Source organism: Pseudomonas sp. AM8 (assembly GCF_036346475.1).
Lineage (GTDB): Bacteria > Pseudomonadota > Gammaproteobacteria > Pseudomonadales > Pseudomonadaceae > Aquipseudomonas > Aquipseudomonas marginalis.
Window position 1 is genome coordinate 297,513 of record NZ_JAOTNX010000010.1, and the last position, 24,562, is coordinate 322,074.

The window sequence follows — 24,562 nt, forward strand, 5'->3', positions numbered from 1 at the left end:
TAGGAGCGAGCTTGCTCGCGAAAAACGCCAACGATAACGCGTGCTTTCTGATTTAACGCGGTATCTTTGCGTTCTTCGCGAGCAAGCTCGCTCCTACAGCACGGTTTGTTTAGGGAATATCGACCATGCAATGGATTTTCATGCTGATTGGCCTGGTGCTCGGCTGGACGCTCGATGAGTCGTTCTATGATGCGGGCATTGGTGCGCTGTTGGGGTTGGGCATTGGCCAGGCGATTCGCCTGTCGAAGCTGGCGGCCCAGGCGCAGCAACAGGCTGTTCAGTTGGAAGCCACGCAGAAGGCGTTGATCGCCCTGGGTGAGCGCCTGCGGCAACTGGAAGTACCCACGCCGACACGCACTGTCATCGTCGAGCCGCCTGTCCCTGAGGCGGCACCTGTCGCCAAGGCGCCTGAACTGGTGTGGGAGCTGCCGGCTGAATTGACGCCTGTCGCCATGGTCGCCGAACCGAGCCAGCCCTTGCCGGATGACGTCTGGACGCCTGCCCCGACGCCACGCCCGCCTCAAGAACCTGCCGCTCCCCGTGGCCCCAACCTGATCGAACGCGCCATCAGCGGCGCACGCAATTGGCTGTTTGGTGGCAACACCGTGCTGCGTGTCGGCGTGGTGCTGCTGTTTCTCGGCCTGGCGTTCCTGCTGCGCTACGCCACCGAAGGTATGGTGGTGCCGATCGAACTGCGTTACGCCGGCGTTGCGGCGGCGGCCCTTGGCCTGTTGGGCCTGGGCTGGTGGCTGCGGCTGCGCAACAGCAACTACGGCTTGATGCTGCAAGGCACCGGGATCGCGGTGCTGTACCTGACGGTGTTTGCCGCGATGCGCCTGCACCCGTTGATCGACCCGAGCGCGGCGCTGGGCCTGCTGGTGGCGGTCACGGTGTTCTCGGCGATCCTGGCGATTACCCAGGATGCGCTGGGACTGGCCTGTGCGGCAGCGCTCGGCGGCTTCGCGGCGCCGATCCTCACGTCCACCGGCGCCGGTAATCATGTCGCGCTGTTCAGTTATTTTGCCCTGCTCAATGCCGGTATCCTCGCCATCGCCTGGTTCAAGGCCTGGCGCCTGCTCAACCTGATCGGCTTTGTCGGCACCTTCGGTATCGGCTTTGCCTGGGGCATGCGTTCCTATACGCCTGAGTTGCTGTGGAGTACCGAGCCGTTCCTGATCCTGTTTTTCCTGATGTACCTGGCTATCGGCCTGTTGTTCGCCCGGCGCAAATTGCGGGAGATGGGCGACGCCCCCGAAGGTCGCGATGCGTTGTTGCGCTGGTCGGCGGCCAAGGGCGATTACGTTGATGGCAGCATGCTGTTCGGCCCGCCGCTGGTGGGGTTTGGCCTGCAGTTCGCGCTGGTGCAACACCTTGAGTTCGCCGCAGCATTCAGCGCGCTGGGCCTGGGCATCCTCTACATGGGCCTGGCCCGCGTGCTCAATGGCGGGCGCGCCTTGCTGCTGGCGGAAACCTGCCTGGCCCTGGGGGTGATCTTTGCCAGCCTGGCGATTCCCCTGGGCCTCGATGCCCGATGGACCGCAGCCGCCTGGGCGGTGGAAGGTGCCGGGATCTTCTGGCTCGGCTTGCGCCAGCAGCGGCCGTTGGCGCGGGCATTTGGCCTGTTGCTGCAATTGGGCTCGGCGCTGGCGTTTCTCAGTGAGCTGCGCATCGGCGAACACACGCTGCTGGAGGGGGCGCCCCTGGGGGCGTTGCTGCTGGGCGCGGCGTTGCTGTTCAGCTTCGACCAACTGCGCAGGGCCGCGACGGAGCAGGCGGCGGGGTGGGAGCGCAAGGGCCTGCCGGTTCTGGCCAGCCTCGGCCTGGCCTTTGTGTACCTGCTCGCGCCGCTGTTGTTGCTGACTCAAGGCACTGCCATCAGTTGGGCGCTCGCCGGCCTGGCGACCCTGTTCATCGGCTTGCGGATTGGCTCGCGCACCTTCCTGTTCACGGCGTTTGCCGTGCAACTGCTGGCCGGGGCGTTGTTCCTGCTGCGCTTGCAAGGCGGCGACTCGGCAGCGGTATTCAACGCCGGCTGGAGCGGCCTGCTCAGCGCGTCGTTGATCGGCCTGGCGTTGATCGGCGGCATGCTGCTGGCGGCGCGCGATGACATGGTGCGCAGCGATGTACGGCTGTTGCGCGGGCTGTCCGTGGTGCTGCTGGCCGGGTTGGTGCTGATCAACCTTGCCGTGCTGTTTGTACTGCCATGGGAAAGCGCCAGCGGTGTGTGGGCGGCCAGTGGGTTGTTGATCATCTGGTTGAGCCTGTACCTGCAACAGCGCGTCAGTTTCGTGTTCGGGTTACTGCTGCAAGTGATCGGCGGCGCGTCGTTCCTGCTGGCGGTGCCGGAGCTGCTCGGGCCTTTGACCAGCGAGGGCCTGCGTCCCCTGGGGCATAGCGGGTTCTGGACACCGATGGTGTTGGGCCTGGCCGCCTTGATCGGTGCCTGGCGCCTGCAGCGTGAACCCCATGCGCCGGTGTTTGCCGTACTCAAGCTGCAACGCCTGTCGGACCTGCTGCTGGTGTGGGGCGCGGCGTGGTGGGCGTTGGCGCTGATCGCTGAAGTGCTGCGGTTTATACCCGATGAGCTGCGGGGTGCGCTCCTGCTGGGTAGTGCGGCGGTCAGCGTGGCGATCTGGGCGTTGCTCGCGACGCGCCTGCGCTGGGCGTCCCTGGGCATGCTCTGCACCCTGTTGATGCCGGCGGCGGGGATGGTATTGCTGGTGTCTGCGCATAATTATTACCACCCGGCAGCGCACTACGGCTGGCTGGCCTGGCTGGCGGTGTTCGGGGTGCATTTCATCGCGCTGCGGCGTTTGGCGACGCTGGTGCCGGCCACCGTCCTGAGCGTTGCTCACGTGTTGGGTTGCTGGATGCTGATCGGCGTATTGGCGCTGGAGCTGCGCTACGGCCTGTTGTTGCTGTCGAGCGAATACAACGCCTGGCGCTGGCTGGGCTGGGCAATCCTGCCAAGTCTGTACCTGGTGCTGGCTGCTGCACCGCGTCGCTGGCCGTGGCCGGTGTCGGCGTATCCACGGGAATATCGAGTGCTGGCGGCACTCCCATTGGCGGTGCTGATGCTGGGCTGGTTCTGGCTGGCGAATACCTTCAGCGACGGCACGGCCAGGCCGCTGCCCTATGTGCCGTTGCTCAACCCGCTGGACCTCGGCTTGCTGTTTGCGCTGCTGGGCGTGTACCTGTGGTCGCGCAGCGTGGCGCCGCAACGCGGGCCGCGTGCTGAATTGATCGCCCAAGGCATTGCCGGTATTTCGCTGTTCGCGTTCTTTACGGCCCTGGTGATGCGCACCGCACACCACTGGGGCGGCGTGCCGTTCCATCTGGATGGGTTGCTGGAATCGATGTTGGTGCAAGCCGGCCTGTCGATTGTCTGGACCCTGATCGCCCTCGGCCTGATGATCGGCGGCCACCTGCGCCATCGCCGCGAAGTGTGGCTGATCGGCGCGGCGCTGATCGCGGTGGTGGTGGCCAAGCTGTTCTTTGTCGAGCTGAGCAACCGTGGCGGCCTGGCGCGGATCGTGTCGTTTATCGGCGTGGGCGGGTTGTTGCTGGTGGTGGGCTACTTTGCGCCGCTGCCGCCCAAGCGTGCCGAACCTGGGTTGGAAACTGAAGGAGCATCCTCTTGATCGGTAAGTTGAGCGTGGTCGTGCTGGGCATGTGTACGACGTTGTCGGTGTGGGCGCAGGAAACGCCGGCCGACTTCAGCAGCCAGGTGCCGCTGAGCGTCAGCGGCAACGGCCCCTGGTATCGCCTTGAGTTGCCCTTGGCCGTGCAACTGAATGCGCGCCAGGCTGACCTCAGCGATGTGCGGGTGTTTAACGCTGCCGGTGAACCCCAGGCCTACGCGCTGTCGCGTCAAGCGTCGCAACGCACCGAAAGTCGTGAAGTCACCGACGTGAAGTGGTTCCCGCTGTACGCCGCCGACACCCAGGCAACCTTGCCCGGTGTGGTGATGAAAACCACGGCCGAAGGCACCCTGGTGGAAATCAAACCGTCCACCGCACCCAAGCCCGGCAAGCAGGTGCTGCGTGGCTGGGTGCTCGATGCCAGTAAAATCAAGGCGCCGTTGCAGCAGTTGAGCCTGGACTGGAGCCGCGAGCAGGAGGGCTTCCAGCGCTTCAGCATTGAAGCCAGTGATGACTTGCAGCACTGGCAATCCTGGGGGGATGGGCAAGTGGCGCGTTTGTCGTTTGCCGACGAGCGGGTCGAGCAGCATGACGTCAGTTTGCCGGGCCAGTCCGCGCGTTACCTGCGCCTGGTGTGGAAGGGGCAGGCGGCACCGTTGCTGACCTCTGCCAGGTTGGCCAGTGCCACCAGCAGCAGCCTGCCGCTGCCGCTGGTTTGGTCGCAGCCGCTCTCGGGCACGCGGCTCAAGGCGGGTGAGTACACTTGGAAGCTGCCCACCGGGCTGGGTGTCGAACGCTTGCGTATCGAGCTGAAGCAGCCCAATACGCTGGCGCCGGTGACGTTGGCGGGGCGACGGGATGGCAATCAAGCCTGGCAGCCGCTGAGCAATGGTCTGCTCTACCGCCTGACCCAGAATGGCCAGGATGTGGTGCAGGACGAGTTGCAACTGCCCGGCCAGACGGTCACCGAACTCAAGTTGCAGGTCGACGAGCGCGGCGGTGGCCTGGGCGTCGAAGCGCCGGCCCTGCACTTCGCGGTGCGCGCCACGCAGTTGGTGTTCCTGGCGCGGGGCGAGCCGCCGTTCACGCTGGCGCTGGGGAATGCCTCGGTGAAGGCGGCGAACCTGCCGTTGTCGACGCTGATCCCGGATTACACCGCCGAGCGCCTCAACACCCTGGGACAGGCCAAGGTGGCCGGGGCCGTCGCGGTCACTTCGCCAGCGGTCCCGGCGGCGGTCGACAGCGGGCCGAACTGGAAAAAACTCGGACTCTGGGCCGTATTACTGCTCGGCGTGGCGGCGCTGGGAGGCATGGCCTACAGTTTGCTGCGCAAGCCGCCGGAGGCACGTTAAATAAAGTCCATGAACTCTATTGGGTTTAAATCCTCTGATAGGAGGAAATACACCCCCGACTCGCGTTAAACTGCGCGGGTTTTTAGCCCCCCCTTCATCGGAGCCTTCCATGTCCCGCGTTACCTTGAGTCGCTATTTGATTGAGCAGACCCGCAGCAACAACACGCCTGCCGATCTGCGCTTCCTTATCGAAGTGGTGGCGCGTGCTTGCAAGGAAATCAGCCACGCCGTGTCCAAAGGCGCATTGGGTGGTGTCCTGGGCAGCATGGGCACTGAAAACGTGCAGGGCGAAGTGCAGAAGAAGCTCGACGTGATTTCCAACGAAATCCTGCTCGAAGCCAACGAATGGGGCGGTCACCTGGCCGGCATGGCGTCCGAAGAAATGGACAATGCCTACCAGATCCCGGGCAAATACCCGAAGGGCGCCTACCTGCTGGTGTTCGACCCACTGGACGGTTCGTCCAACATCGACATCAACGCCCCGGTCGGCACCATCTTCTCGGTACTGCGTTGCCCGAACGAATACCTGAGCCAGAACGAAGCCCTGAACGAAAAGGCCTTCCTGCAGCCGGGCACTGAGCAGGTCGCTGCCGGCTACGCGATCTACGGCCCACAGACCATGCTGGTGCTGACCCTGGGCGATGGCGTCAAAGGCTTCACCCTGGACCGTGAAATGGGCAGCTTCGTCCTCACCCATGAAGACATCACCATTCCGGCTTCCACCCAGGAATTCGCGATCAACATGTCCAACCAGCGCCACTGGGAAGAGCCGGTCAAGCGCTATGTGAACGAGTTGATGGAAGGCGAAGAAGGCCCGTTGAAGAAGAACTTCAACATGCGTTGGGTCGCGGCGATGGTGGCCGACGTACACCGTATCCTGACCCGTGGCGGCCTGTTCATGTACCCACGCGACAGCCGCGAGCCGTCCAAACCGGGCAAACTGCGCCTGATGTACGAAGCCAACCCGATGTCCTTCCTGGTAGAACAGGCGGGCGGTGCGTCCACCGACGGCCACCAGCGCATCCTCGATATCCAGCCCGACGGCTTGCACCAGCGTGTGGCGGTGTTCCTGGGTTCCAAGGAAGAAGTTGAGCGTGTGACCGCCTACCACAAGAAGTAAGCTGCGGCGATAAGTGAACGGCGTTGTTGTGAGCCGGTTCACCCTTAAAGAAGCCCCGAAACGTTTCAGCGTTTTCGGGGCTTTTTTGTTTTCGTTCGTCGGGAACCAGACACCTCTTTTCCCTTCTAAGCTTCTGGCAGATACCCAAGCTGCTTCGTCCCTCCAGGAGTTATTCCATGTCGTTACGCCGTCTCGCTTTGCTGGCCTTTTGCGTGCTGTTGGCCGCTTGCAGCAAGGTCAATCAAGAAAACTACGCAAAGTTGTCGGCCGGCATGCCTAAGGCCGAGGTGGAGTCGCTGCTGGGCAAGCCGACCGATTGTTCCGGCGCACTGGGCATGTCCAGCTGCACATGGGGCGATAAAAACAGCTTTATCAGCGTTCAATATGCCGGTGACAAAGTTCTGATGTTTTCCGGGCAAGGCCTGAAGTAAACCGGGGCGAAAGCCTGCGGGAGAAGAAGAATGATGCGTTTTGTTTTGTTCCTTTGCGCCAGCCTGTTTTTGGCGGGCTGCGCCAGCCATTCTGGCGATGATCTGCAACCCAAGACAGCGAGCAACGTCAACCTCAAGCGTTACCAGGGCACCTGGTATGAGTTGGCTCGATTGCCGATGTACTTCCAGCGCAACTGCGCGCAGTCCGAAGCCCGCTACACATTGCTGCCTGATGGCGATATGTCGGTATTCAACCGCTGCCTCACCACCGAGTGGAAGTGGGAAGAAGCCAAGGGCACGGCCACGCCGCAGGTGCCTGGCAAGACCGACAAGCTCTGGGTGGAATTCAACAACTGGTTTACGTCACTGCTGCCAGGCGTCGCCAAGGGCGATTACTGGGTGCTGTACGTCAGCGATGACTACAAGACCGCCATCGTCGGCAGCCCGAGCCGGCGCTATATGTGGATCCTGTCGCGCACGCCGACGGTCAGTGCGGACACCCGTGAAGACCTGTTGAGCAGGGCGCGGCAGCAAGGGTATGACACCACGCGGTTGATCTGGCGCACGTCGGATAAGCAGATGGCCAAGACTTCGCAATAACCCAGGATCACTACAGATCCAATTGTGGGAGGGGGCTTGCTCCCGATAGCGGTGTATCAGCAGATTATTTCTAGCTGACACACCGCAATCGAGAGCAAGCCCCCTCCCACATTTGTTATGTGTTGCCTGTCAGCTCAGCAAATCTCTCAAGACTTCAGTGAACGCCCGGTTGCTTTCTTCCTCGCCGGCATGCCGCCCATCGCGCACCACCCACTTGCCGTTCACCAGCACATCGCGCACTTGCCGATCACCACCGGCGAACAGCCAGCGATTGAGGATGCCGTCTTGTGTCGCTGTCGCCAGGTAAGGGTCGTTACCGTCCAGCACGATCCAATCCGCACGCTTGCCCACTTCCAGTCGACCTATCGGCTGCCCCAGCGCTTGTGCGCCGCCGTCCAGCGCCGCATCGAACAACGTACGACCGACCATCGGCTGGTCGCTGCGATACAAACGGTTGCGCCGTTGATCGCGCAGGCGCTGGCCGTATTCCAGCCAGCGCAGTTCTTCCACCACGCTCAGTGATACATGGCTGTCGGAACCGATGCCCAGGCGTCCGCCCTGGGCGAGGAAATCCACGGCCGGGAAAATCCCGTCGCCCAAATTGGCTTCGGTGGTCAGGCACAAGCCGGCAATCGCGCGGCTCCTGGCCATGCGTGTGACCTCGTCCGCATCGGCATGCGTTGCGTGCACCAGGCACCAGCGCTCATCGACCTCGACGTTGTCGTACAGCCATTGCAACGGGCGTTTGCCGCTCCAGGCCAGGCAGTCGTCGACTTCCTTTTGCTGTTCGGCGATATGGATATGCACAGGGCACGTCTTGTCGCTGGCGGCCAATACCTCATTGATCTGCTGTGGCGTAACCGCGCGCAGCGAGTGGAAGCACAGCCCCAGTTGCTGCGCCGGCTGCGCCGCCAGAATCGGTTTGATGCGCGCCTGCAGATCCAGGTAGTTTTCGGTGCTGTTGATAAACCGTCGCTGGCCCTCATTGGGCGCCTGGCCGCCGAACCCGGAGTGGGTATAGAGCACCGGTACCAGCGTCAGCCCGATACCGCTGCTCGCTGCGGCTTGGCTGATCTGCCGCGACAGTTCCGTGCGGTCGGCGTACGGCTGACCGCTGACGTCGTGATGCACGTAGTGGAATTCAGCCACCGAGGTGTAACCGGCCTTGAGCATCTCGATATACAACTGTCGGGCAATCACCTGCAGTTGCTCCGGGCTGATCTTGCCGACCATGCGGTACATCAGCTCGCGCCAGGTCCAGAAACTGTCATTCGGGTTGCCGGCCACTTCGGCCAACCCCGCCATGGCGCGCTGAAAGGCGTGGGAGTGCAGGTTCGGCATGCCCGCCAGTACCGGGCCCCTGAGCCGTTCGGCACCGTCTGCGCTGGCGTTGGCCTCAATCTGTGTCAGCAGGCCATCGGCGCTGACTTCAAGACGTACATCGTTGGCCCATCCACTAGGCAGCAGCGCGCGTTCGGCAAAGAAAGCGGACATGATTAGAGCACCCCGGTCGTGTGTTTATTTGTATATACATATACAGACGTTTGCCTGCTCGGTAAACTCCGGCAATCTATGCATCTTTTCCCCTTGCAAGGATTCCCTGTGCCGACTCCGCCCGCCAAGTCTTCACTGGCTGCCCACATGGACGAAAGTCCGGCGCCCTTGTATGCCCGCGTCAAACAGATGATCAGCCAGCAGATCCTCAACGGCAACTGGCCGCCCCATTACCGCGTACCGTCGGAGAGCGAACTGGTCAGCCAGTTGGGCTTCAGCCGCATGACCATCAACCGTGCCCTGCGCGAGCTTACCGCCGAAGGTTTGCTGGTGCGCATGCAAGGTGTCGGTACGTTCGTCGCCGAGCCCAAGAGCCAGTCGGCGCTGTTCGAAGTGCACAACATTGCCGATGAGATCGCCTCCCGCGGTCATCGGCATACCTGCCAGGTCATCACCCTGGGCGAAGAGGCTGCCGGTTCCGAGCGCGCCGTCGCCCTGGAAATGCGCGAAGGCGGGCGGGTGTTCCACTCGTTGATCGTGCATTACGAAAACGATATTCCCGTGCAAATCGAGGACCGTTTCGTCAACGCCCTGGTCGCGCCGGAGTACCTGCAACAGGACTTCACCCTGCAAACCCCCTATGCCTATCTCAACCAGGTGGCGCCGTTGACCGAAGGCGAGCATGTGGTCGAAGCGATTCTCGCCGACGTTGCCGAGTGCAAGTTGCTGCAGATCGAGCCGAGCGAGCCGTGCCTGTTGATTCGCCGGCGTACCTGGTCCGGTCGTCAGCCGGTGACTGCCGCGCGTTTGATCCACCCCGGTTCCCGCCACAGCCTGGAAGGACGGTTCAGTAAATGAGTGCAGTAAAAGTCTGGCGCGCCGCCGATTACGCGCGTATGCCGTGGAAAAACGGCGGCGGCAGTACCGAAGAAATCACCCGCGATGCCGGCGAGGGCCTGGAAGGCTTCGGCTGGCGCCTGTCGATTGCCGATATCGGCGAGTCTGGCGGTTTTTCCACCTTTGCCGGCTACCAGCGCGTGATCACCGTGATCAAAGGCGCAGGCATGGTGCTGACCGTGGATGGCGAGGAGCAGCGCGGGTTGTTACCGCTGCAACCGTTCGCCTTCAAAGGCGACAGCCAGGTTTCATGCCGCTTGATTACCGGGCCGATCCGCGACTTCAACCTGATCTACTCGCCCCAGCGTTACCATGCGCGGTTGCAGTGGGTGGATGGTGTGCAACGGTTTTTCAGCACGGCGCAGACGGTGCTGGTGTTCAGTGTGGCGGATGAAGTGAAGGTGCTGGACGAGGTACTGGGCCATCACGATTGCCTGCAAGTGGACGGTAACAGCGGTCTGCTGGATATTTCCGTCACGGGTCGCTGCTGCATCATCGAACTGACCCCGCGGGGTTAAAAAATGTGGGAGGGGGCTTGCTCCCGATAGCGGTGGATCAGTGGGTATATCCTGGGCTGACACACCGCAATCGGGAGCAAGCCCCCTCCCACATTTGTTTTTGTGTCGCTTATAGAATCTGTTTCCAGTCCCTGCACCAATTTGTTACCGAACGCCCCAGCTCGGCGCAAAACCGCGCTGTCGTGACACACCTCCCTTGCTATAAAACCCCTTCGCAAGAAATTTCATCACGCCTCGAAGCCTTAATTTACAAGGCTCGCACACGCTTTTCGGAAAAATCCTAACACCTCTCTCGGAAAGTTGGCCGCTTGATTGCATATGCTTGTATGTACAAGTAAAGATGTGTGCGTAAGACTCTCCTTCGCACCATCCATGTTCGCGCATCGATCGCCGAGGAGTTCTTGTTGTGACCAAGCCTACAAAATACCGTGACGTCGAAATCCGCGCCGCCCGCGGTAACAAGCTCACCGCCAAAAGCTGGCTGACTGAAGCACCGCTGCGCATGCTCATGAACAACCTCGATCCGCAAGTGGCCGAGAACCCCAAGGAACTGGTGGTGTACGGCGGTATTGGCCGTGCAGCGCGCAACTGGGAGTGCTACGACCAGATCGTCGAGAGCCTCACCCACCTGAATGACGACGAAACCCTGCTGGTGCAATCCGGCAAGCCGGTCGGCGTGTTCAAGACCCACAGCAATGCCCCGCGTGTGCTGATCGCCAACTCCAACCTGGTACCGCACTGGGCCAGCTGGGAGCACTTCAATGAACTGGATGCCAAGGGCCTGGCCATGTACGGCCAGATGACCGCCGGCAGCTGGATCTACATCGGCAGCCAGGGCATCGTCCAGGGCACCTACGAAACCTTCGTCGAAGCCGGTCGCCAGCATTACGACAGCAACTTGAAGGGTCGTTGGGTCCTCACCGCCGGCCTCGGCGGCATGGGCGGTGCCCAGCCTCTGGCCGCAACCCTCGCTGGCGCGTGCTCGCTGAACATTGAATGCCAGCAGGTCAGCATCGATTTCCGCCTCAACAGCCGCTATGTCGACGAGCAGGCCACCGACCTCGATGACGCCCTGGCCCGCATCGCCAAGTACACAAAGGAAGGCAAGGCCATCTCCATCGCGTTGCTGGGTAACGCCGCTGAAATCCTGCCTGAACTGGTCAAGCGTGGCGTGCGCCCGGACATGGTTACCGACCAGACCAGCGCCCACGACCCGCTCAACGGTTACCTGCCGGCCGGCTGGACCTGGGACGAATACCGCGCCCGCGCCAAGACCGAACCGGCTGCCGTGATCAAGGCCGCCAAGCAGTCGATGGCGGTGCACGTCAAAGCCATGCTGGACTTCCAGAAGCAAGGCATCCCGACCTTCGACTACGGCAACAACATCCGCCAGATGGCCCAGGAAGAGGGCGTGGAAAATGCCTTCGACTTCCCAGGCTTCGTACCGGCGTACATCCGTCCGCTGTTCTGCCGTGGCATCGGCCCGTTCCGCTGGGCTGCGCTGTCGGGCGACCCGCAGGACATCTACAAAACCGACGCCAAGGTCAAAGAGCTGATCCCCGATGACGCACACCTGCACAACTGGTTGGACATGGCGCGCGAGCGCATCAGCTTCCAGGGCCTGCCAGCGCGTATCTGCTGGGTTGGCCTGGGCCAACGCGCCAAGCTCGGCCTGGCGTTCAACGAGATGGTGCGTAGCGGCGAGCTGTCGGCACCGGTGGTGATCGGCCGTGACCACCTGGACTCCGGCTCGGTCGCCAGCCCGAACCGCGAAACCGAATCCATGCAGGACGGTTCCGACGCCGTGTCCGACTGGCCACTGCTCAACGCCTTGCTCAACACCGCCAGCGGCGCGACCTGGGTTTCGCTGCACCACGGTGGCGGCGTGGGCATGGGCTTCTCCCAGCACTCCGGCATGGTGATCGTCTGTGACGGGACCGACGAAGCGGCCGAGCGCATCGCCCGCGTGCTGCACAACGACCCGGCCACCGGTGTGATGCGTCATGCGGACGCCGGTTACCAGATCGCCATCGACTGCGCCAAAGAGCAGGGCCTCAATCTTCCAATGATCAAGTAACCAATGTGGGAGGGGGCTTGCTCCCGATGGCGGTGTATCAGCCAATAGGTCTGGTGACTGACCCACTGCTATCGGGAGCAAGCCCCCTCCCACAGTTGAGCGGCGGCGACCCCCAAGACAATCCATCAGAGGTTGAACACCCATGGCTGCAAGTGACGCGCGTGCAAGCACCACCCCGTTGATCGAAAGGCGTTCGATCGACTACATCCCGGAAGCGGAAAGACACGGTCGTCTCTTGAGCCAGTTCACCCTGTGGCTGGGTGCCAACCTGCAGATCACGGCGATCGTCACCGGGGCCCTGGCCGTGGTGCTGGGCGGTGATGTGTTCTGGTCGTTGATCGGTCTGTTGATCGGTCAACTGCTGGGCGGCGGCGTCATGGCGTTGCATGCGGCGCAAGGGCCCAGGCTGGGCCTGCCGCAGATGATCTCCAGCCGGGTGCAGTTCGGTGTGTACGGCGCGGCGATTCCGATCGTGCTGGTCTGCCTGATGTACCTTGGTTTCACCGCAACCGGCACCGTGCTTTCCGGCCAGGCCCTGGGCCAGTTGTTTGGTGTCAGCGACAGCGTCGGGATCCTGATCTTCGCCAGTGTCATCGTGCTGGTCACGGTGCTCGGTTACCGGGTGATCCACTTCATCGGCCGCGTTGCCAGCGTCATTGGCGTGATTGCCTTTGTCTACCTGTTCAGCCGTCTGATGAGCCAGGCCGACGTAGGCGCACTCCTGCAAATCCGACACTTCAGCTGGAGCAGCTTCCTGTTGGCGGTGTCGCTCGCGGCCTCCTGGCAAATCGCCTTCGGCCCGTACGTGGCGGACTATTCACGCTACCTGCCGAGCAACACGTCCTCGCTGAAAACCTTTCTTGCCGCAGGCGCAGGTTCGGTGGTTGGCGCGCAGGTGGCGATGATCCTCGGCGTGTTTGCCGCGGCCATGTCCAACGGGCAATTTGCCGGTCACGAAGTGGCCTACATCGTCGGCCTGGGCGGTACCGGAGCCACTGCGGCGCTGCTGTATTTCAGCATCGCGTTCGGCAAGGTCACCATCTCCACGCTGAACTCCTACGGCAGCTTCATGTGCATTGCCACGATCATCAGCGGCTTTCGCGGTCGCCTCGAGGTCACGCGCTTGCAGCGTCTGTTTTTCGTACTGGCCATCGTCGGTACGGCGACCCTGATCGCCTTGCTCGGGCAGCACTCGTTCCTGGGGGCGTTCAAGTCCTTCATCCTGTTCCTGCTGGCGTTTTTTACCCCATGGAGCGCGATCAACCTGGTCGACTACTACTGCATCACCCGCGATCGCTACGACGTGCCGGCGCTGGCCGATCCGAACGGGCGCTATGGCCGTTGGAACCTGCTCGGTATCAGCGTGTATGTCTTCGGTGTGCTGGTGCAATTGCCGTTCATCTCCACCAAGTTCTACACCGGTCCCCTGGTGGCGGCCCTGGGGGATGTGGATATTTCCTGGATCATCGGCCTGGTTCTTCCCGCCGCGCTCTATTACTGGGCGGCGAAAAAGTGGCCTCGCGCAACGCCTGAACACCTGACCCTGCCGACAGAGCAGGGCGCTGCACCGACGACGACAAACGGGCTGGTTGCACAGGCCTGATGGGACGTGGACAGGGCAGGATGCCTACTGACTGCCGTAATCCATTTCAAGATTTGGGAGCGTCACAACAATGAAAATGCATAAGACCCTGTTGGCCACCGTGTTTTCCGCGGGCTTGCTGGCCACTGCTGGCGCCCAGGCGGCCGGTTGGTGTGAATCCGGCAAACCGGTGAAATTCGCCGGCCTGAACTGGGAAAGCGGCATGTTGCTCACCGACATCCTGCAAACCGTGCTGGAAAAAGGCTACGACTGCAAAACCGACAGCTTGCCAGGCAACTCCATCACCATGGAAAACGCCCTGAGCAGCAACGACATCCAAGTGTTTGCCGAAGAATGGGTCGGCCGCAGCGAAGTCTGGAACAAGGCCGAGAAGGCCGGCAAAGTCGTCGGTGTCGGTGCCCCGGTGGTGGGCGCCGTCGAAGGCTGGTACGTACCGCGCTACGTGATCGAAGGCGACGCCAAGCGCAAGCTGGAAGCCAAGGCGCCGGACCTGAAAAACATCGCCGACCTGGCCAAGTACGCCGCGGTGTTCAAGGACCAGGAAGAACCGTCCAAGGGCCGTTTCTACAACTGCCCGGCCGGCTGGACCTGCGAGCTGGACAACAGCGAAATGCTCAAGAGCTACGGCCTGGAAAGCACCTACACCAACTTCCGCCCAGGCACCGGCCCGGCGCTGGATGCGGCGGTGCTGTCGAGCTACAAGCGTGGCGAGCCGATCCTGTTCTACTACTGGTCGCCAACCCCGCTGATGGGCCAGGTCGACCTGGTCAAGCTGGAAGAAAAACCCGGTGTGGATAAGACCGTGAGCATCAAGGTCGGCCTGTCCAAGACCTTCCACGAACAAGCCCCGGAACTGGTGGCCGTGCTGGAAAAAGTCAACTTGCCCATCGACCTGCTGAACCAGAACCTGGGGCGCATGGCCAAGGAGCGCATTGAGTCGCCGAAACTGGCGAAAATTTTCCTCAAGGAACATCCTGAAGTCTGGCACGCCTGGGTGAGCGACGAGGCAGCCAAGAAAATCGACGCGGCCTTGTAGGTCAAGTGTGCACGGCTACCCTCATGGGTAGCCGGGCGCCTGGCCACAACCCACTGGATCGAGAGCACGCTATGTTTCCTGAGAGTTTTACGTTTTCCATCGCCGACTGGGTCAATGGTTGGGTGGATTCACTGGTCACCAACTACGGCGATGTGTTCCGGCACATCTCCGACACCCTGCTGTGGGCCATCGTCAACCTGGAAGGGCTGCTGCGCGCCGCCCCCTGGTGGCTGATGCTGGCCATCGTCGGCGCCGTTGCCTGGCATGCCACCCGCAAGGTGCTGACCACGGCGGTGATCGTTGGTTTGCTGTTCCTGGTGGGCGCGGTCGGCCTGTGGGACAAGCTGATGCAGACCCTGGCGCTGATGATGGTTGCCACGGTGATCTCGGTGTTGATCGGCATCCCGCTGGGCATCCTGTCGGCGCGCAGCAATCGCCTGCGTTCGGTGTTGATGCCGCTGCTCGACATCATGCAGACCATGCCCAGCTTCGTGTACCTGATCCCGGTGCTGATGCTGTTCGGCCTGGGCAAGGTGCCGGCGATTTTCGCCACGGTGATCTACGCCGCGCCGCCACTGATTCGCCTCACCGACCTGGGGATTCGCCAGGTCGACGGCGAAGTCATGGAAGCCATCAACGCCTTTGGTGCCAACCGCTGGCAACAGCTGTTCGGCGTGCAATTGCCGCTGGCGCTGCCGAGCATCATGGCCGGTATCAACCAGACCACCATGATGGCGTTGTCGATGGTAGTGATCGCCTCGATGATCGGCGCCCGTGGCTTGGGTGAAGACGTCCTGGTCGGCATCCAGACCCTCAACGTCGGCCGTGGCCTCGAAGCCGGGCTGGCGATCGTGATTCTCGCCGTGGTCATCGACCGCATTACCCAGGCCTATGGTCGTCCACGGCATGAGGCGAGCAAATGACTACTGTCAGCAAAATCGAAGTTAAAAACGTCTTCAAGATCTTCGGCGCCCGCTCCAAGGAGGCGCTGGCGATGGTTGGCCAGGGCAAGACCAAGGACCAGGTGCTGGCCGAGACCGGCTGCGTGGTCGGCGTGAACGATTTGTCCCTGAGCATCGGCACCGGTGAGATCTTCGTGATCATGGGCCTGTCGGGCTCGGGCAAATCCACGCTGGTGCGCCACTTCAACCGCCTGATCGACCCCACCAGCGGCGCGATCCTGGTGGACGGCGAAGACATCCTGCAACTGGACATGGACGCCCTGCGCCAATTCCGTCGGCACAAGATCAGCATGGTGTTCCAGAGCTTCGGCCTGCTGCCCCACAAGAGCGTGCTCGACAACGTCGCCTACGGCCTCAAGGTGCGTGGCGAAACCAAGCAGGTCTGCGCTGAACGCGCGCTGCACTGGATCGAAACCGTGGGCCTCAAGGGCTACGAAAACAAGTACCCGCACCAGCTCTCCGGCGGCATGCGCCAGCGTGTCGGCCTGGCCCGCGCCCTGGCCGCTGACACCGACATCATCCTGATGGACGAAGCCTTCAGCGCCCTCGACCCGCTGATCCGCGCCGAGATGCAGGACCAGTTGCTCGAGCTGCAAAAGACCCTGCACAAGACCATCGTGTTCATCACCCACGACCTCGACGAGGCCGTGCGTATCGGCAACCGCATTGCGATCCTCAAGGACGGCAGGCTGATCCAGGTCGGCACGCCGAGGGAGATCCTGCATTCGCCGGCGGATGAGTACGTGGACCGGTTTGTCCAGCGGCGTGCGGCGGTGGTCTGACCCAGGTTCTGTGGTGAGGCTCAAGCGCCCTCCCACATTTGCAATGCATTCCCCTGTGGGAGGGGGCTTGCCCCCGATGAGGCCGGCAAAGCTGTAGAGAATATGAAGAGGTCAACAATGTCCCAGGCAGTAAAAATCATCATCGCCGACACTCCGCTGCGCTGGCAGGACGTGGTCGCCGTGGCCCGTCACGGTGCGGTGCTCGAACTCTCGGGCCAGGCCTGGGCGCGTATCGACAATGCCCAGGCCATCGTGCAGCGCATCGTTACCAGCGGCGAACGCGCCTACGGCGTGAACACCGGGTTGGGCGCATTGTGCAACGTGTCGCTTAAAGGCGAGCAACTGAGCCAGCTGTCGCGCAATACCCTGTTGAGTCACGCCTGTGGCGTCGGCCCGGTCCTCAGCGACGAGCAGACCCGCGCGATCATCTGCGCGGCGGTCATCAACTACAGCCACGGCAAATCCGGCCTGCATCCGCAGGTGGTGCATTCGCTGCTGGCGCTGCTCAACCACGGCATCACGCCACAAGTACCGTCCCAGGGCTCGGTGGGTTACCTGACTCATATGGCCCATGTCGGCGTGGCGCTGCTGGGTGTCGGAAATGTGAGCTATCGCGGCCGGATCGTCCCGGCGCAACAGGCCCTGGACGAAGAAGGTTTGCAGCCGGTGGTCCTCGGCGCCAAGGACGGCCTGTGCCTGGTCAACGGCACGCCGTGCATGACCGGCCTGAGCTGCCTGGCCCTGGCCGACGCCCATCATTTGCTGCAATGGGCCGACGTGATCGGTGCCATGAGCTTCGAAGCCCAGCGCGGCCAGATCGACGCCTTCGACGAAGAAATCATCGCCCTCAAGCCGCACCCGGGCATGCAGCATGTCGGCCGCAACCTGCGTGCGTTGCTCGATGGCAGTGAAGTGATTGCGAGCAGCAAAGGCATCCGCACCCAGGACGCCCTGAGCCTGCGCTCGATCCCGCAGATCCACGGCGCGGCGCGCGACCAGGTGGAACACGCCACTCGTCAGATCGAGACCGAACTCAACAGCGCCACCGACAACCCGCTGGTGCTCGGCACGCCGGACCACTACCGCGTGGTGTCCCAGGCCAACCCCCACGGCCAGTCCGTCGCCCTGGCGGCCGACCTGCTGGCGATTGCCCTGGCCGAAATCGGCTCGGTGGCCGAGCGCCGCCTCGACCGCCTGATCAACCCCCACGTCAGCGGCCTGCCGGCGTTCCTGGTGAGCAACCCAGGGGTCAATTCCGGGATGATGATCGTGCAGTACGTCGCCGCCTCGCTGTGCGGGCAAAACCGCCAGTTGGCGCAACCGGCGGTGCTCGACAACTTCGTCACCTCGGGGCTGCAGGAAGACCACCTGAGCATGGGCACCAACGCCGCGCTCAAGCTGCACCAGGTAGTGGCCAACGTCACCCAGATCCTCGCCATCGAGTACCTGCTGGCGGCCCAGGCCTTCGAATTCCTGAAAGACCAGCGCTTCGGCGCGGGCACCGATCGCGCCTGGCGCCTGTTGCGTGAAGTGGTGCCGGCCTATGAGCAGGACCGTTGGCTGGCGCCGGATATTGCGGCCGCCGCCAAGGTGCTCAAGGACACCGCGTTACCGAATCTGCACTGAACACTTATTTCAAAAGAATAATTCACAAGGAGTATGAATGTGACTGCGCTAAACCTGATTCCAGGCCAACTGAGCCTCGCCCAACTGCGGGCCATCTACCAGCAGCCGGTAACCCTCAGTCTGGATGACAGTGCCTCGGCCCAGATCGAAGCCAGTGTGGCCTGCGTGGAACAGATTCTCGCCGAGAACCGCACCGCCTACGGCATCAACACCGGGTTCGGCCTGCTGGCCTCGACCCGCATCGCCAGTGAAGACCTGGAAAACCTCCAGCGTTCCCTGGTGCTGTCCCACGCCGCCGGCGTCGGTGAGCCGATCAGCGATGCGCTGGTGCGGCTGGTCATGGTGCTCAAGGTCAACAGCCTCAGCCGTGGGTTCTCCGGGATTCGCCGGCAGGTGATCGACGCGCTGATTGCGCTGATCAATGCCGAGGTGTACCCGCATATTCCTCTGAAAGGCTCCGTTGGTGCTTCCGGTGACCTGGCGCCGTTGGCGCACATGTCCCTGGTGCTGCTGGGCGAAGGCAAGGCGCGCTACAAGGGCGAATGGCTGGAAGCCACCGACGCGCTGAAAGTCGCCGGCCTGACGCCGCTGACCCTCGCCGCCAAGGAGGGCCTGGCGCTGCTCAACGGCACCCAGGTGTCCACCGCCTATGCCCTGCGTGGCCTGTTCGAGGGCGAAGACCTGTTCGCCGGCGCCCTGGCGTGCGGCGGCCTTACCGTGGAAGCGGTGCTGGGTTCGCGCTCGCCGTTCGATGCGCGTATTCATGCGGCTCGCGGTCAACGTGGGCAGATCGATTCGGCGGCGGCCTACCGTGACCTGCTCGGTGAGAGCAGCCAGGTGTCGCAGTCGCACCAGAACTGCGACAAGGTGCAGGACCCGTACTCCCTGCGCTGCCAGCCACAAGTCATGGGCGCCTGCCTGACCCAGTTGCGCCAGGCGGCCGAGGTACTGGTGGTCGAAGCCAACGCCGTGTCCGATAACCCGTTGGTATTTGCCGCTGAGGGTGACGTGATCTCCGGTGGCAACTTCCACGCCGAACCGGTGGCCATGGCCGCTGACAACATGGCCCTGGCCATCGCCGAAATCGGCTCCCTGAGCGAGCGCCGTATCTCGCTGATGATGGACAAGCACATGTCGCAACTGCCGCCGTTCCTGGTGGGCAATGGTGGGGTGAACTCCGGTTTCATGATCGCCCAGGTGACCGCCGCCGCCCTCGCCAGTGAGAACAAGGCATTGGCTCATCCCCATAGCGTCGACAGCATCCCGACGTCCGCCAACCAGGAAGACCACGTGTCGATGGCCCCGGCTGCCGGCAAGCGCCTGTGGGAAATGGCCGAGAACACTCGCGGCATCCTCGCGGTGGAATGGCTGGCCGCGTGCCAGGGCCTGGACCTGCGCGAAGGCCTGAAAACCTCGCCGAAGCTGGAAAAAGCCCGTGGCATCCTGCGCGACAAAGTGACGTTCTACGACAAGGACCGCTTCTTCGCCCCGGACATCATCGCCGCCAGCGAACTGCTCGCCAGCCGCTGCCTGAATGAGCTGGTGCCGGCCACGTTGCTGCCGAGCCTGTAAGCGGTTCAGACAACGGCATGGCTCTCTGTGGTGAGCGAGCTTGCTCGCGCCGGGCTGCGCAGCAGCCCCAAAAAAGGCCGCGAGCGCTTCGCACTCGAGCGCGAGCAGGCTCGCTCACCACAAACAACTTTCTCAGGATAAAAATAATTAGGGACGAGAAATGCACCAGCAAGAAAAGGGTTTGAAACGCGGGCTGAGCGCCCGACATATTCGCTTCATGGCCCTCGGTTCCGCGATCGGCACCGGGCTGTTCTACGGGTCCGCCTCGGCCATCCAGATGGCTGGCCCCGCCGTGCTGCTGGCCTACCTGATCGGCGGCGCCGCGGTGTTCATGGTGATGCGCGCCCTCGGTGAAATGGCCGTGCACAACCCGGTCTCCGGCTCCTTCGGCCAATACGCCAGCACCTACCTGGGCCCGTTGGCCGGTTTTATCCTGGGCTGGACCTACGCCTTTGAAATGATCATCGTCTGTCTCGCCGACGTCACCGCCTTCGGCATCTACATGGGCTTCTGGTTTCCCGAGGTCGCACGCTGGGTCTGGGTGCTCGGCATCGTGTTTTTGATCGGCGGCCTGAACCTGTGCAACGTCAAGGTCTTTGGCGAGATGGAGTTCTGGCTGTCGCTGCTCAAGGTCGGCGCCATCGTGGCGATGATCCTCGGCGGTTTCGGCATCATGCTGTTCGGCATCCACTCGGCCGGCGAAACCCAGGCCAGCGGCCTGAGCAACCTGTGGGCCCACGGCGGCTTCATGCCCAACGGCATTGGTGGGCTGATCGCCTCGTTTGCCGTGGTGATGTTCGCGTTTGGCGGCATCGAGATCATCGGCATCACCGCCGGTGAAGCCAAGGATCCGCAGCGCGTGATCCCCAAGGCGATCAACGCCGTGCCGCTGCGCATCCTGTTGTTCTACGTGCTGACGTTGTTTGTCTTGATGGCCATCTACCCATGGCCGCAGATTGGCAGCCAGGGCAGCCCGTTCGTGCAGATCTTCAGCAACCTCGGGATAGGCTCGGCGGCGACCCTCCTCAATATCGTGGTGATTTCGGCGGCCGTGTCGGCCATCAACAGCGACATCTTCGGTGCCGGCCGCATGATGTACGGCCTCGCGCAGCAAGGGCAGGCGCCCAAGGGCTTTGCCCGGTTGTCCAGGCAAGGCGTACCGTGGATGACGGTGGTGGTGATGGGCGCCGCCTTGCTCGGCGGTGTGCTGCTCAACTACCTGATCCCGGAAAACGTGTTCCTGCTGATCGCGTCGATTGCCACCTTCGCCACCGTATGGGTGTGGCTGATGATCCTGTTCACCCAGGTCGCCATGCGCCGCTCGATGACGAAAGAGCAGGTCGCCGAATTGAAATTCCCGGTGCCGTTCTGGCCCTACGCGCCGGCTGCGGCCATCGTGTTCATGCTGTTTGTGTTTGGCGTGCTCGGTTACTTCCCGGACACCCAGGCGGCCTTACTGGTCGGTGCGGTGTGGATCGTGTTGCTGGTCGTTGCCTATCTGCTGTGGGTCAAGCCCGCCGCCGGGCAAGCGGCCAAGGTCCATTACGACCCGGCCTTGTCTCATCGATAACTTAGGGAGGCGTTGATGAAAACCCTTTGGCAACACTGCCACGTCGCAACCATGGCCCAGGGCAAATACTCGATCATCGAGGATGCCGCCCTGGTCACCGCCGGTTCGCTCATCGAGTGGATCGGTCCGCGCAGCGAAGTACCGACGGCGGATTACGCCCAGGTGCATGACCTGCAAGGCGCGTGGGTCACCCCCGGGCTGATCGACTGCCACACCCACGCGGTGTTTGGCGGCAATCGCAGCGGCGAATTCGAGCAACGCCTCGAGGGCGTGAGCTATGCCGACATCGCGGCCAAGGGCGGCGGTATTGCCAGCACCGTGCGCGCCACCCGCGCCGCCACGGAGGATGAACTCTTCGCCAGCGCCCATAAGCGCCTGCGCAGCCTGCTGCGCGATGGCGTGACCACGGTGGAGATCAAGTCCGGCTACGGCCTGGACCTGGCCAACGAGCGCAAGATGTTGCGTGTGGCTCGGCGCCTGGGCGAAGCGCTGCCGGTCAGCGTGCGGGCCACGTGCCTGGCGGCCCATGCATTGCCGCCGGAGTACAAGGACCGCGCCGACGATTACATCGAGCACATCTGCAATGAAATGCTGCCGGCCTTGGCGGCGCAGGGGTTGGTGGACGCGGTGGATGCGTTCTGCGAATACCTGGCGTTTTCCACCGAGCAGGTGGAGCGGGTGTTCAAGGTCGCCCAGCAACTCGGCCTGCCGGTGAAACTGCATGCCGAGCAGCTGTCGTCGCTGCACGGCTCCAGCCTGGCGGCGCGTTACCACGCGCTGTCGGCGGATCACCTGGAATTCATGACCGAAGAAGACGCCATCGCCATGGCCGCTGCCGGCACCGTCGCCGTGTTGCTGCCGGGGGCGTTCTACTTCCTGCGCGAAACCCAGCTGCCGCCGATGGACGCCCTGCGCAGGCACGGCGTGAAGATCGCCATCGCCAGTGACCTCAACCCCGGCACCTCGCCGGCGTTGTCGGTGCGCCTGATGCTGAACATGGCCTGCACCCTGTTCCGTATGACCCCGGAAGAAGCCCTGGCCGGTGTCACACAACATGCGGCCACCGCCCTGGGCATGGGCGACACCCATGGGTCCCTGGAAGTGGGCAAGGTCGCCGACTTTGTCGCCTGGCATATTGATCGCCCCGCCGACCTCGCCTATTGGCTGGGCGGTGAGCTGGATAAACGCGTCGTGCGCCACGGCGTCGACGTCACCCTATAAGGAGCACTGCTGTGGATAAGGTTCTGAACTTCAAACAAGGCCGTGTGCCGCTGCTGATCAGCATGCCCCACGCCGGCCTGCGCCTGACGCCTGCGGTGGAAGCCGGGTTGATCCCCGAAGCGCAAAGCCTGCCGGACACCGATTGGCACATCCCCACGCTGTATGACTTCGCCGAAGCGCTGGGTGCCAGCACCCTGTCGGCGGAGTACTCGCGGTTTGTCATTGACCTGAACCGGCCCTCGGACGACAAGCCGCTGTACGCCGGTGCCACCACGGGCCTGTACCCGGCGACCCTGTTCGATGGCGTGCCGTTGTTCCGCGAAGGTCTGGAGCCGAGCGAGACAGAGCGCGCCAGTTACCTGCAAAAGATCTGGGGCCCGTATCACCGCGCGCTGCAAGAGGAACTGGCGCGGCTCAAGGCCGAGTTCGGTTATGCGTTGCTGTTCGATGCGCACTCGATCCGCTCGGTGATCCCGCACCTGTTCGACGGCAAACTGCCGGATTTCAACCTGGGCACCTTCAACGGCGCCGCCTGTGATCCGGAACTGGCCAGCCAGCTCGAGGCCATTTGTGCCACCCATCCTCAGTACACCCATGTATTGAACGGGCGCTTCAAGGGCGGCCATATCACCCGCCATTACGGCAATCCGGCGCAGGATATCCATGCGGTGCAGCTGGAATTGTGCCAGAGCACGTATATGGAAGAGTTCGAGCCGTTCCGCTATCGCCCGGATCTGGCCGAGCCGACGCAGGTGGTGTTGAAGCAGCTGCTGGAAGGCTTGCTGGCGTGGGGGCGCAAGCGCTACGAGTGACGAACGGTCGCCCCTGTGCAACTCACAGTCGCCACAGGTCGTGTTGGGAGAGGTCTCGCTCGGTAAGGTTGTGGTTATGGCGCACCAGACGCCACTTCCCATAATAAAAGCTGCCGAGTGAGACCTCTTTCATGAGAAGACTGTTCAACCGTTACCTGTTGACCCTCACCGGCGCCGCACTCCTCAGTGCCCAAGCCATGGCCGCCGAACCGGCCTCCTGCAAATCCATTCGCATGGGCGTGGTCAGTTGGACCGATGTGGTCGCCACCTCGGGCATGGCCGACGTGCTGCTCAGCGGCCTGGGCTATGACAGCAAGCAGACCAGCGCCGTGCAGCAGATCATCTTTGCCGGTATCCGCGATAAACGCCTGGACGTGTTCCTCGGCTATTGGAAGCCGGCGATGGACAACAACATCGCGCCGTTTCTGGCCGCCAGGCAGGTCAAAGTCTTTGATAAACCCAGCCTCGCCGACGCCCAGGCCACCCTGGCCGTGCCGCAATACGTGGCTGACGCCGGGCTGAAGACCTTTGCCGACATCGCCCGCTTCAAGGACAAGCTGGGCGGCAAGATCTACGGCATCGAGCCCGGCAGCGGCGCCAATACCGATATCCAGAAAATGATCGACACCAACCACTTCGGCCTGGGCGGCTTCAAGCTGGTGGCTTCCGGTGAGGCTGGCATGTTGGCGGCGGTGCAGCGCGCGGTGAACCGCAAGGAGTTCGTGGTATTTGTCGGGTGGACCCCGCACCCCATGAACATCAATATGAAAATGGCCTATCTCACTGGCAGCGAAGACGTGTTCGGTCCTGACGAAGGGCGCGCCACGGTCTCCACCGTGACCGCGCCGGACTTCGCCGAACGCTGCCCCAACGCTAACCGATTGCTCGAGAACCTGACCTTCACCGCGGCCCAGGAAAGCCAGCTCATGGTGCCGATCATGGAGCGCCAGTCACCGCAGGACGTGGCCAGGCAATGGCTGCGCGACCACCCCGAGGATTTGCAGCGCTGGTTGGCCGGGGTTACAGCATTTGATGGCAGCGATGGCTTGGCGTCACTCCAGGCCTACCTCAAACCCTAAGCGGGGCTTGCCCCCGATAGCCATGGGTATCTTAAGGGTTGACGCATAACGCTGTGGTGAGCGGGCTCGCCCCGCGCTGGGCTGCGAAGCAGCCCCAATAAAAGCGCCGGGATTTTTCTGTTAGTACTCAGCGCGTGGGGTTTTAGGGCTGCTTCGCAGCCCAGCGCGG

19 protein-coding genes are annotated in these 24,562 nt (G+C 62.8%); 18 read left to right on the forward strand and 1 reads right to left on the reverse strand.

The genetic code is table 11. The features are described from left to right. Positions 1–125 precede the first annotated feature (125 nt). The 5 genes from V3W40_RS23660 to V3W40_RS23680 all read left to right on the forward strand — a co-directional run bounded on the left by V3W40_RS23660 (position 126) and on the right by V3W40_RS23680 (position 7,144). Complete coding sequence (locus V3W40_RS23660) at positions 126–3,641, forward strand: DUF2339 domain-containing protein (protein ID WP_330215733.1); 3,516 nt, start codon at positions 126–128, stop codon at positions 3,639–3,641. Next, a complete protein-coding gene (locus V3W40_RS23665; protein ID WP_330215741.1) occupies positions 3,641–4,993 on the forward strand; it encodes a DUF3999 domain-containing protein in 1,353 nt (450 codons plus the stop codon). The genes V3W40_RS23660 and V3W40_RS23665 overlap by 1 nt, the downstream gene beginning before the upstream one ends. Before the next feature lie 109 nt (positions 4,994–5,102). Continuing rightward, positions 5,103–6,113 carry a class 1 fructose-bisphosphatase gene (locus V3W40_RS23670; protein ID WP_027605062.1) on the forward strand — a complete coding sequence of 337 codons (1,011 nt, stop codon included), beginning with the start codon at positions 5,103–5,105 and terminating at the stop codon, positions 6,111–6,113. Positions 6,114–6,289: 176 nt separating this feature from the next. Next, on the forward strand, positions 6,290–6,544 hold the full coding sequence (locus V3W40_RS23675) for a hypothetical protein (RefSeq protein WP_027605061.1): 255 nt from the start codon (positions 6,290–6,292) through the stop codon (positions 6,542–6,544). 30 nt (positions 6,545–6,574) lie between these two features. After that, on the forward strand, positions 6,575–7,144 hold the full coding sequence (locus tag V3W40_RS23680; RefSeq protein WP_027605060.1) for a lipocalin family protein: 570 nt from the start codon (positions 6,575–6,577) through the stop codon (positions 7,142–7,144). A gap of 129 nt (positions 7,145–7,273) precedes the next feature. On the opposite strand, the gene V3W40_RS23685 is transcribed toward V3W40_RS23680, so the two are convergent. Continuing rightward, entirely contained in the window at positions 7,274–8,638 is a 1,365-nt protein-coding gene (locus V3W40_RS23685; RefSeq protein WP_330215734.1) for a formimidoylglutamate deiminase, read from the reverse strand. 147 nt (positions 8,639–8,785) lie between these two features. On the opposite strand from V3W40_RS23685, the gene hutC reads away from it, so the two are divergent. The 13 genes from hutC (at position 8,786) to V3W40_RS23750 (ending at position 24,393) form a co-directional block, all read left to right on the forward strand. After that, positions 8,786–9,496 (forward strand): histidine utilization repressor, encoded by a 711-nt coding sequence (gene hutC, locus V3W40_RS23690; protein WP_223841674.1) that lies wholly within the window; start codon positions 8,786–8,788, stop codon positions 9,494–9,496. Then, positions 9,493–10,053: a HutD/Ves family protein gene (locus V3W40_RS23695; protein ID WP_065925743.1), complete on the forward strand. Its 561-nt coding sequence runs from the start codon at positions 9,493–9,495 to the stop codon at positions 10,051–10,053. Before hutC ends, V3W40_RS23695 begins: the two co-directional genes overlap by 4 nt. 406 nt (positions 10,054–10,459) lie before the next feature. Next, positions 10,460–12,130: a urocanate hydratase gene (gene hutU, locus V3W40_RS23700; RefSeq protein ID WP_027605056.1), complete on the forward strand. Its 1,671-nt coding sequence runs from the start codon at positions 10,460–10,462 to the stop codon at positions 12,128–12,130. Between the two features lie 142 nt (positions 12,131–12,272). Beyond that, complete coding sequence (locus tag V3W40_RS23705; RefSeq protein ID WP_330215735.1) at positions 12,273–13,733, forward strand: purine-cytosine permease family protein; 1,461 nt, start codon at positions 12,273–12,275, stop codon at positions 13,731–13,733. 70 nt (positions 13,734–13,803) lie between these two features. Next, positions 13,804–14,769 (forward strand): ABC transporter substrate-binding protein, encoded by a 966-nt coding sequence (locus V3W40_RS23710; protein WP_027605054.1) that lies wholly within the window; start codon positions 13,804–13,806, stop codon positions 14,767–14,769. A gap of 71 nt (positions 14,770–14,840) precedes the next feature. Then, the gene (locus V3W40_RS23715; RefSeq protein WP_027605053.1) at positions 14,841–15,692 is read left to right on the forward strand and encodes an ABC transporter permease; all 852 of its coding nucleotides are present in this window, start codon (positions 14,841–14,843) and stop codon (positions 15,690–15,692) included. After that, complete coding sequence (locus tag V3W40_RS23720; RefSeq protein WP_051429333.1) at positions 15,689–16,513, forward strand: quaternary amine ABC transporter ATP-binding protein; 825 nt, start codon at positions 15,689–15,691, stop codon at positions 16,511–16,513. Before V3W40_RS23715 ends, V3W40_RS23720 begins: the two co-directional genes overlap by 4 nt. Before the next feature lie 117 nt (positions 16,514–16,630). Next, positions 16,631–18,139 carry a histidine ammonia-lyase gene (gene hutH / locus V3W40_RS23725; protein WP_330215736.1) on the forward strand — a complete coding sequence of 503 codons (1,509 nt, stop codon included), beginning with the start codon at positions 16,631–16,633 and terminating at the stop codon, positions 18,137–18,139. A gap of 33 nt (positions 18,140–18,172) precedes the next feature. Continuing rightward, a complete protein-coding gene (gene hutH, locus V3W40_RS23730; RefSeq protein ID WP_137211651.1) occupies positions 18,173–19,711 on the forward strand; it encodes a histidine ammonia-lyase in 1,539 nt (512 codons plus the stop codon). 160 nt (positions 19,712–19,871) lie between these two features. Continuing rightward, positions 19,872–21,281, forward strand: a complete 1,410-nt coding sequence (locus tag V3W40_RS23735) for an amino acid permease (protein WP_065925740.1) — start codon at positions 19,872–19,874, stop codon at positions 21,279–21,281. 15 nt (positions 21,282–21,296) lie between these two features. Further along, on the forward strand, positions 21,297–22,502 hold the full coding sequence (gene hutI, locus V3W40_RS23740) for an imidazolonepropionase (protein WP_330215737.1): 1,206 nt from the start codon (positions 21,297–21,299) through the stop codon (positions 22,500–22,502). Between the two features lie 11 nt (positions 22,503–22,513). Next, entirely contained in the window at positions 22,514–23,314 is an 801-nt protein-coding gene (gene hutG, locus V3W40_RS23745) for an N-formylglutamate deformylase (RefSeq protein WP_065925738.1), read from the forward strand. 131 nt (positions 23,315–23,445) lie between these two features. Continuing rightward, a complete protein-coding gene (locus tag V3W40_RS23750; RefSeq protein ID WP_065925737.1) occupies positions 23,446–24,393 on the forward strand; it encodes a choline ABC transporter substrate-binding protein in 948 nt (315 codons plus the stop codon). Positions 24,394–24,562: the final 169 nt, after the last annotated feature.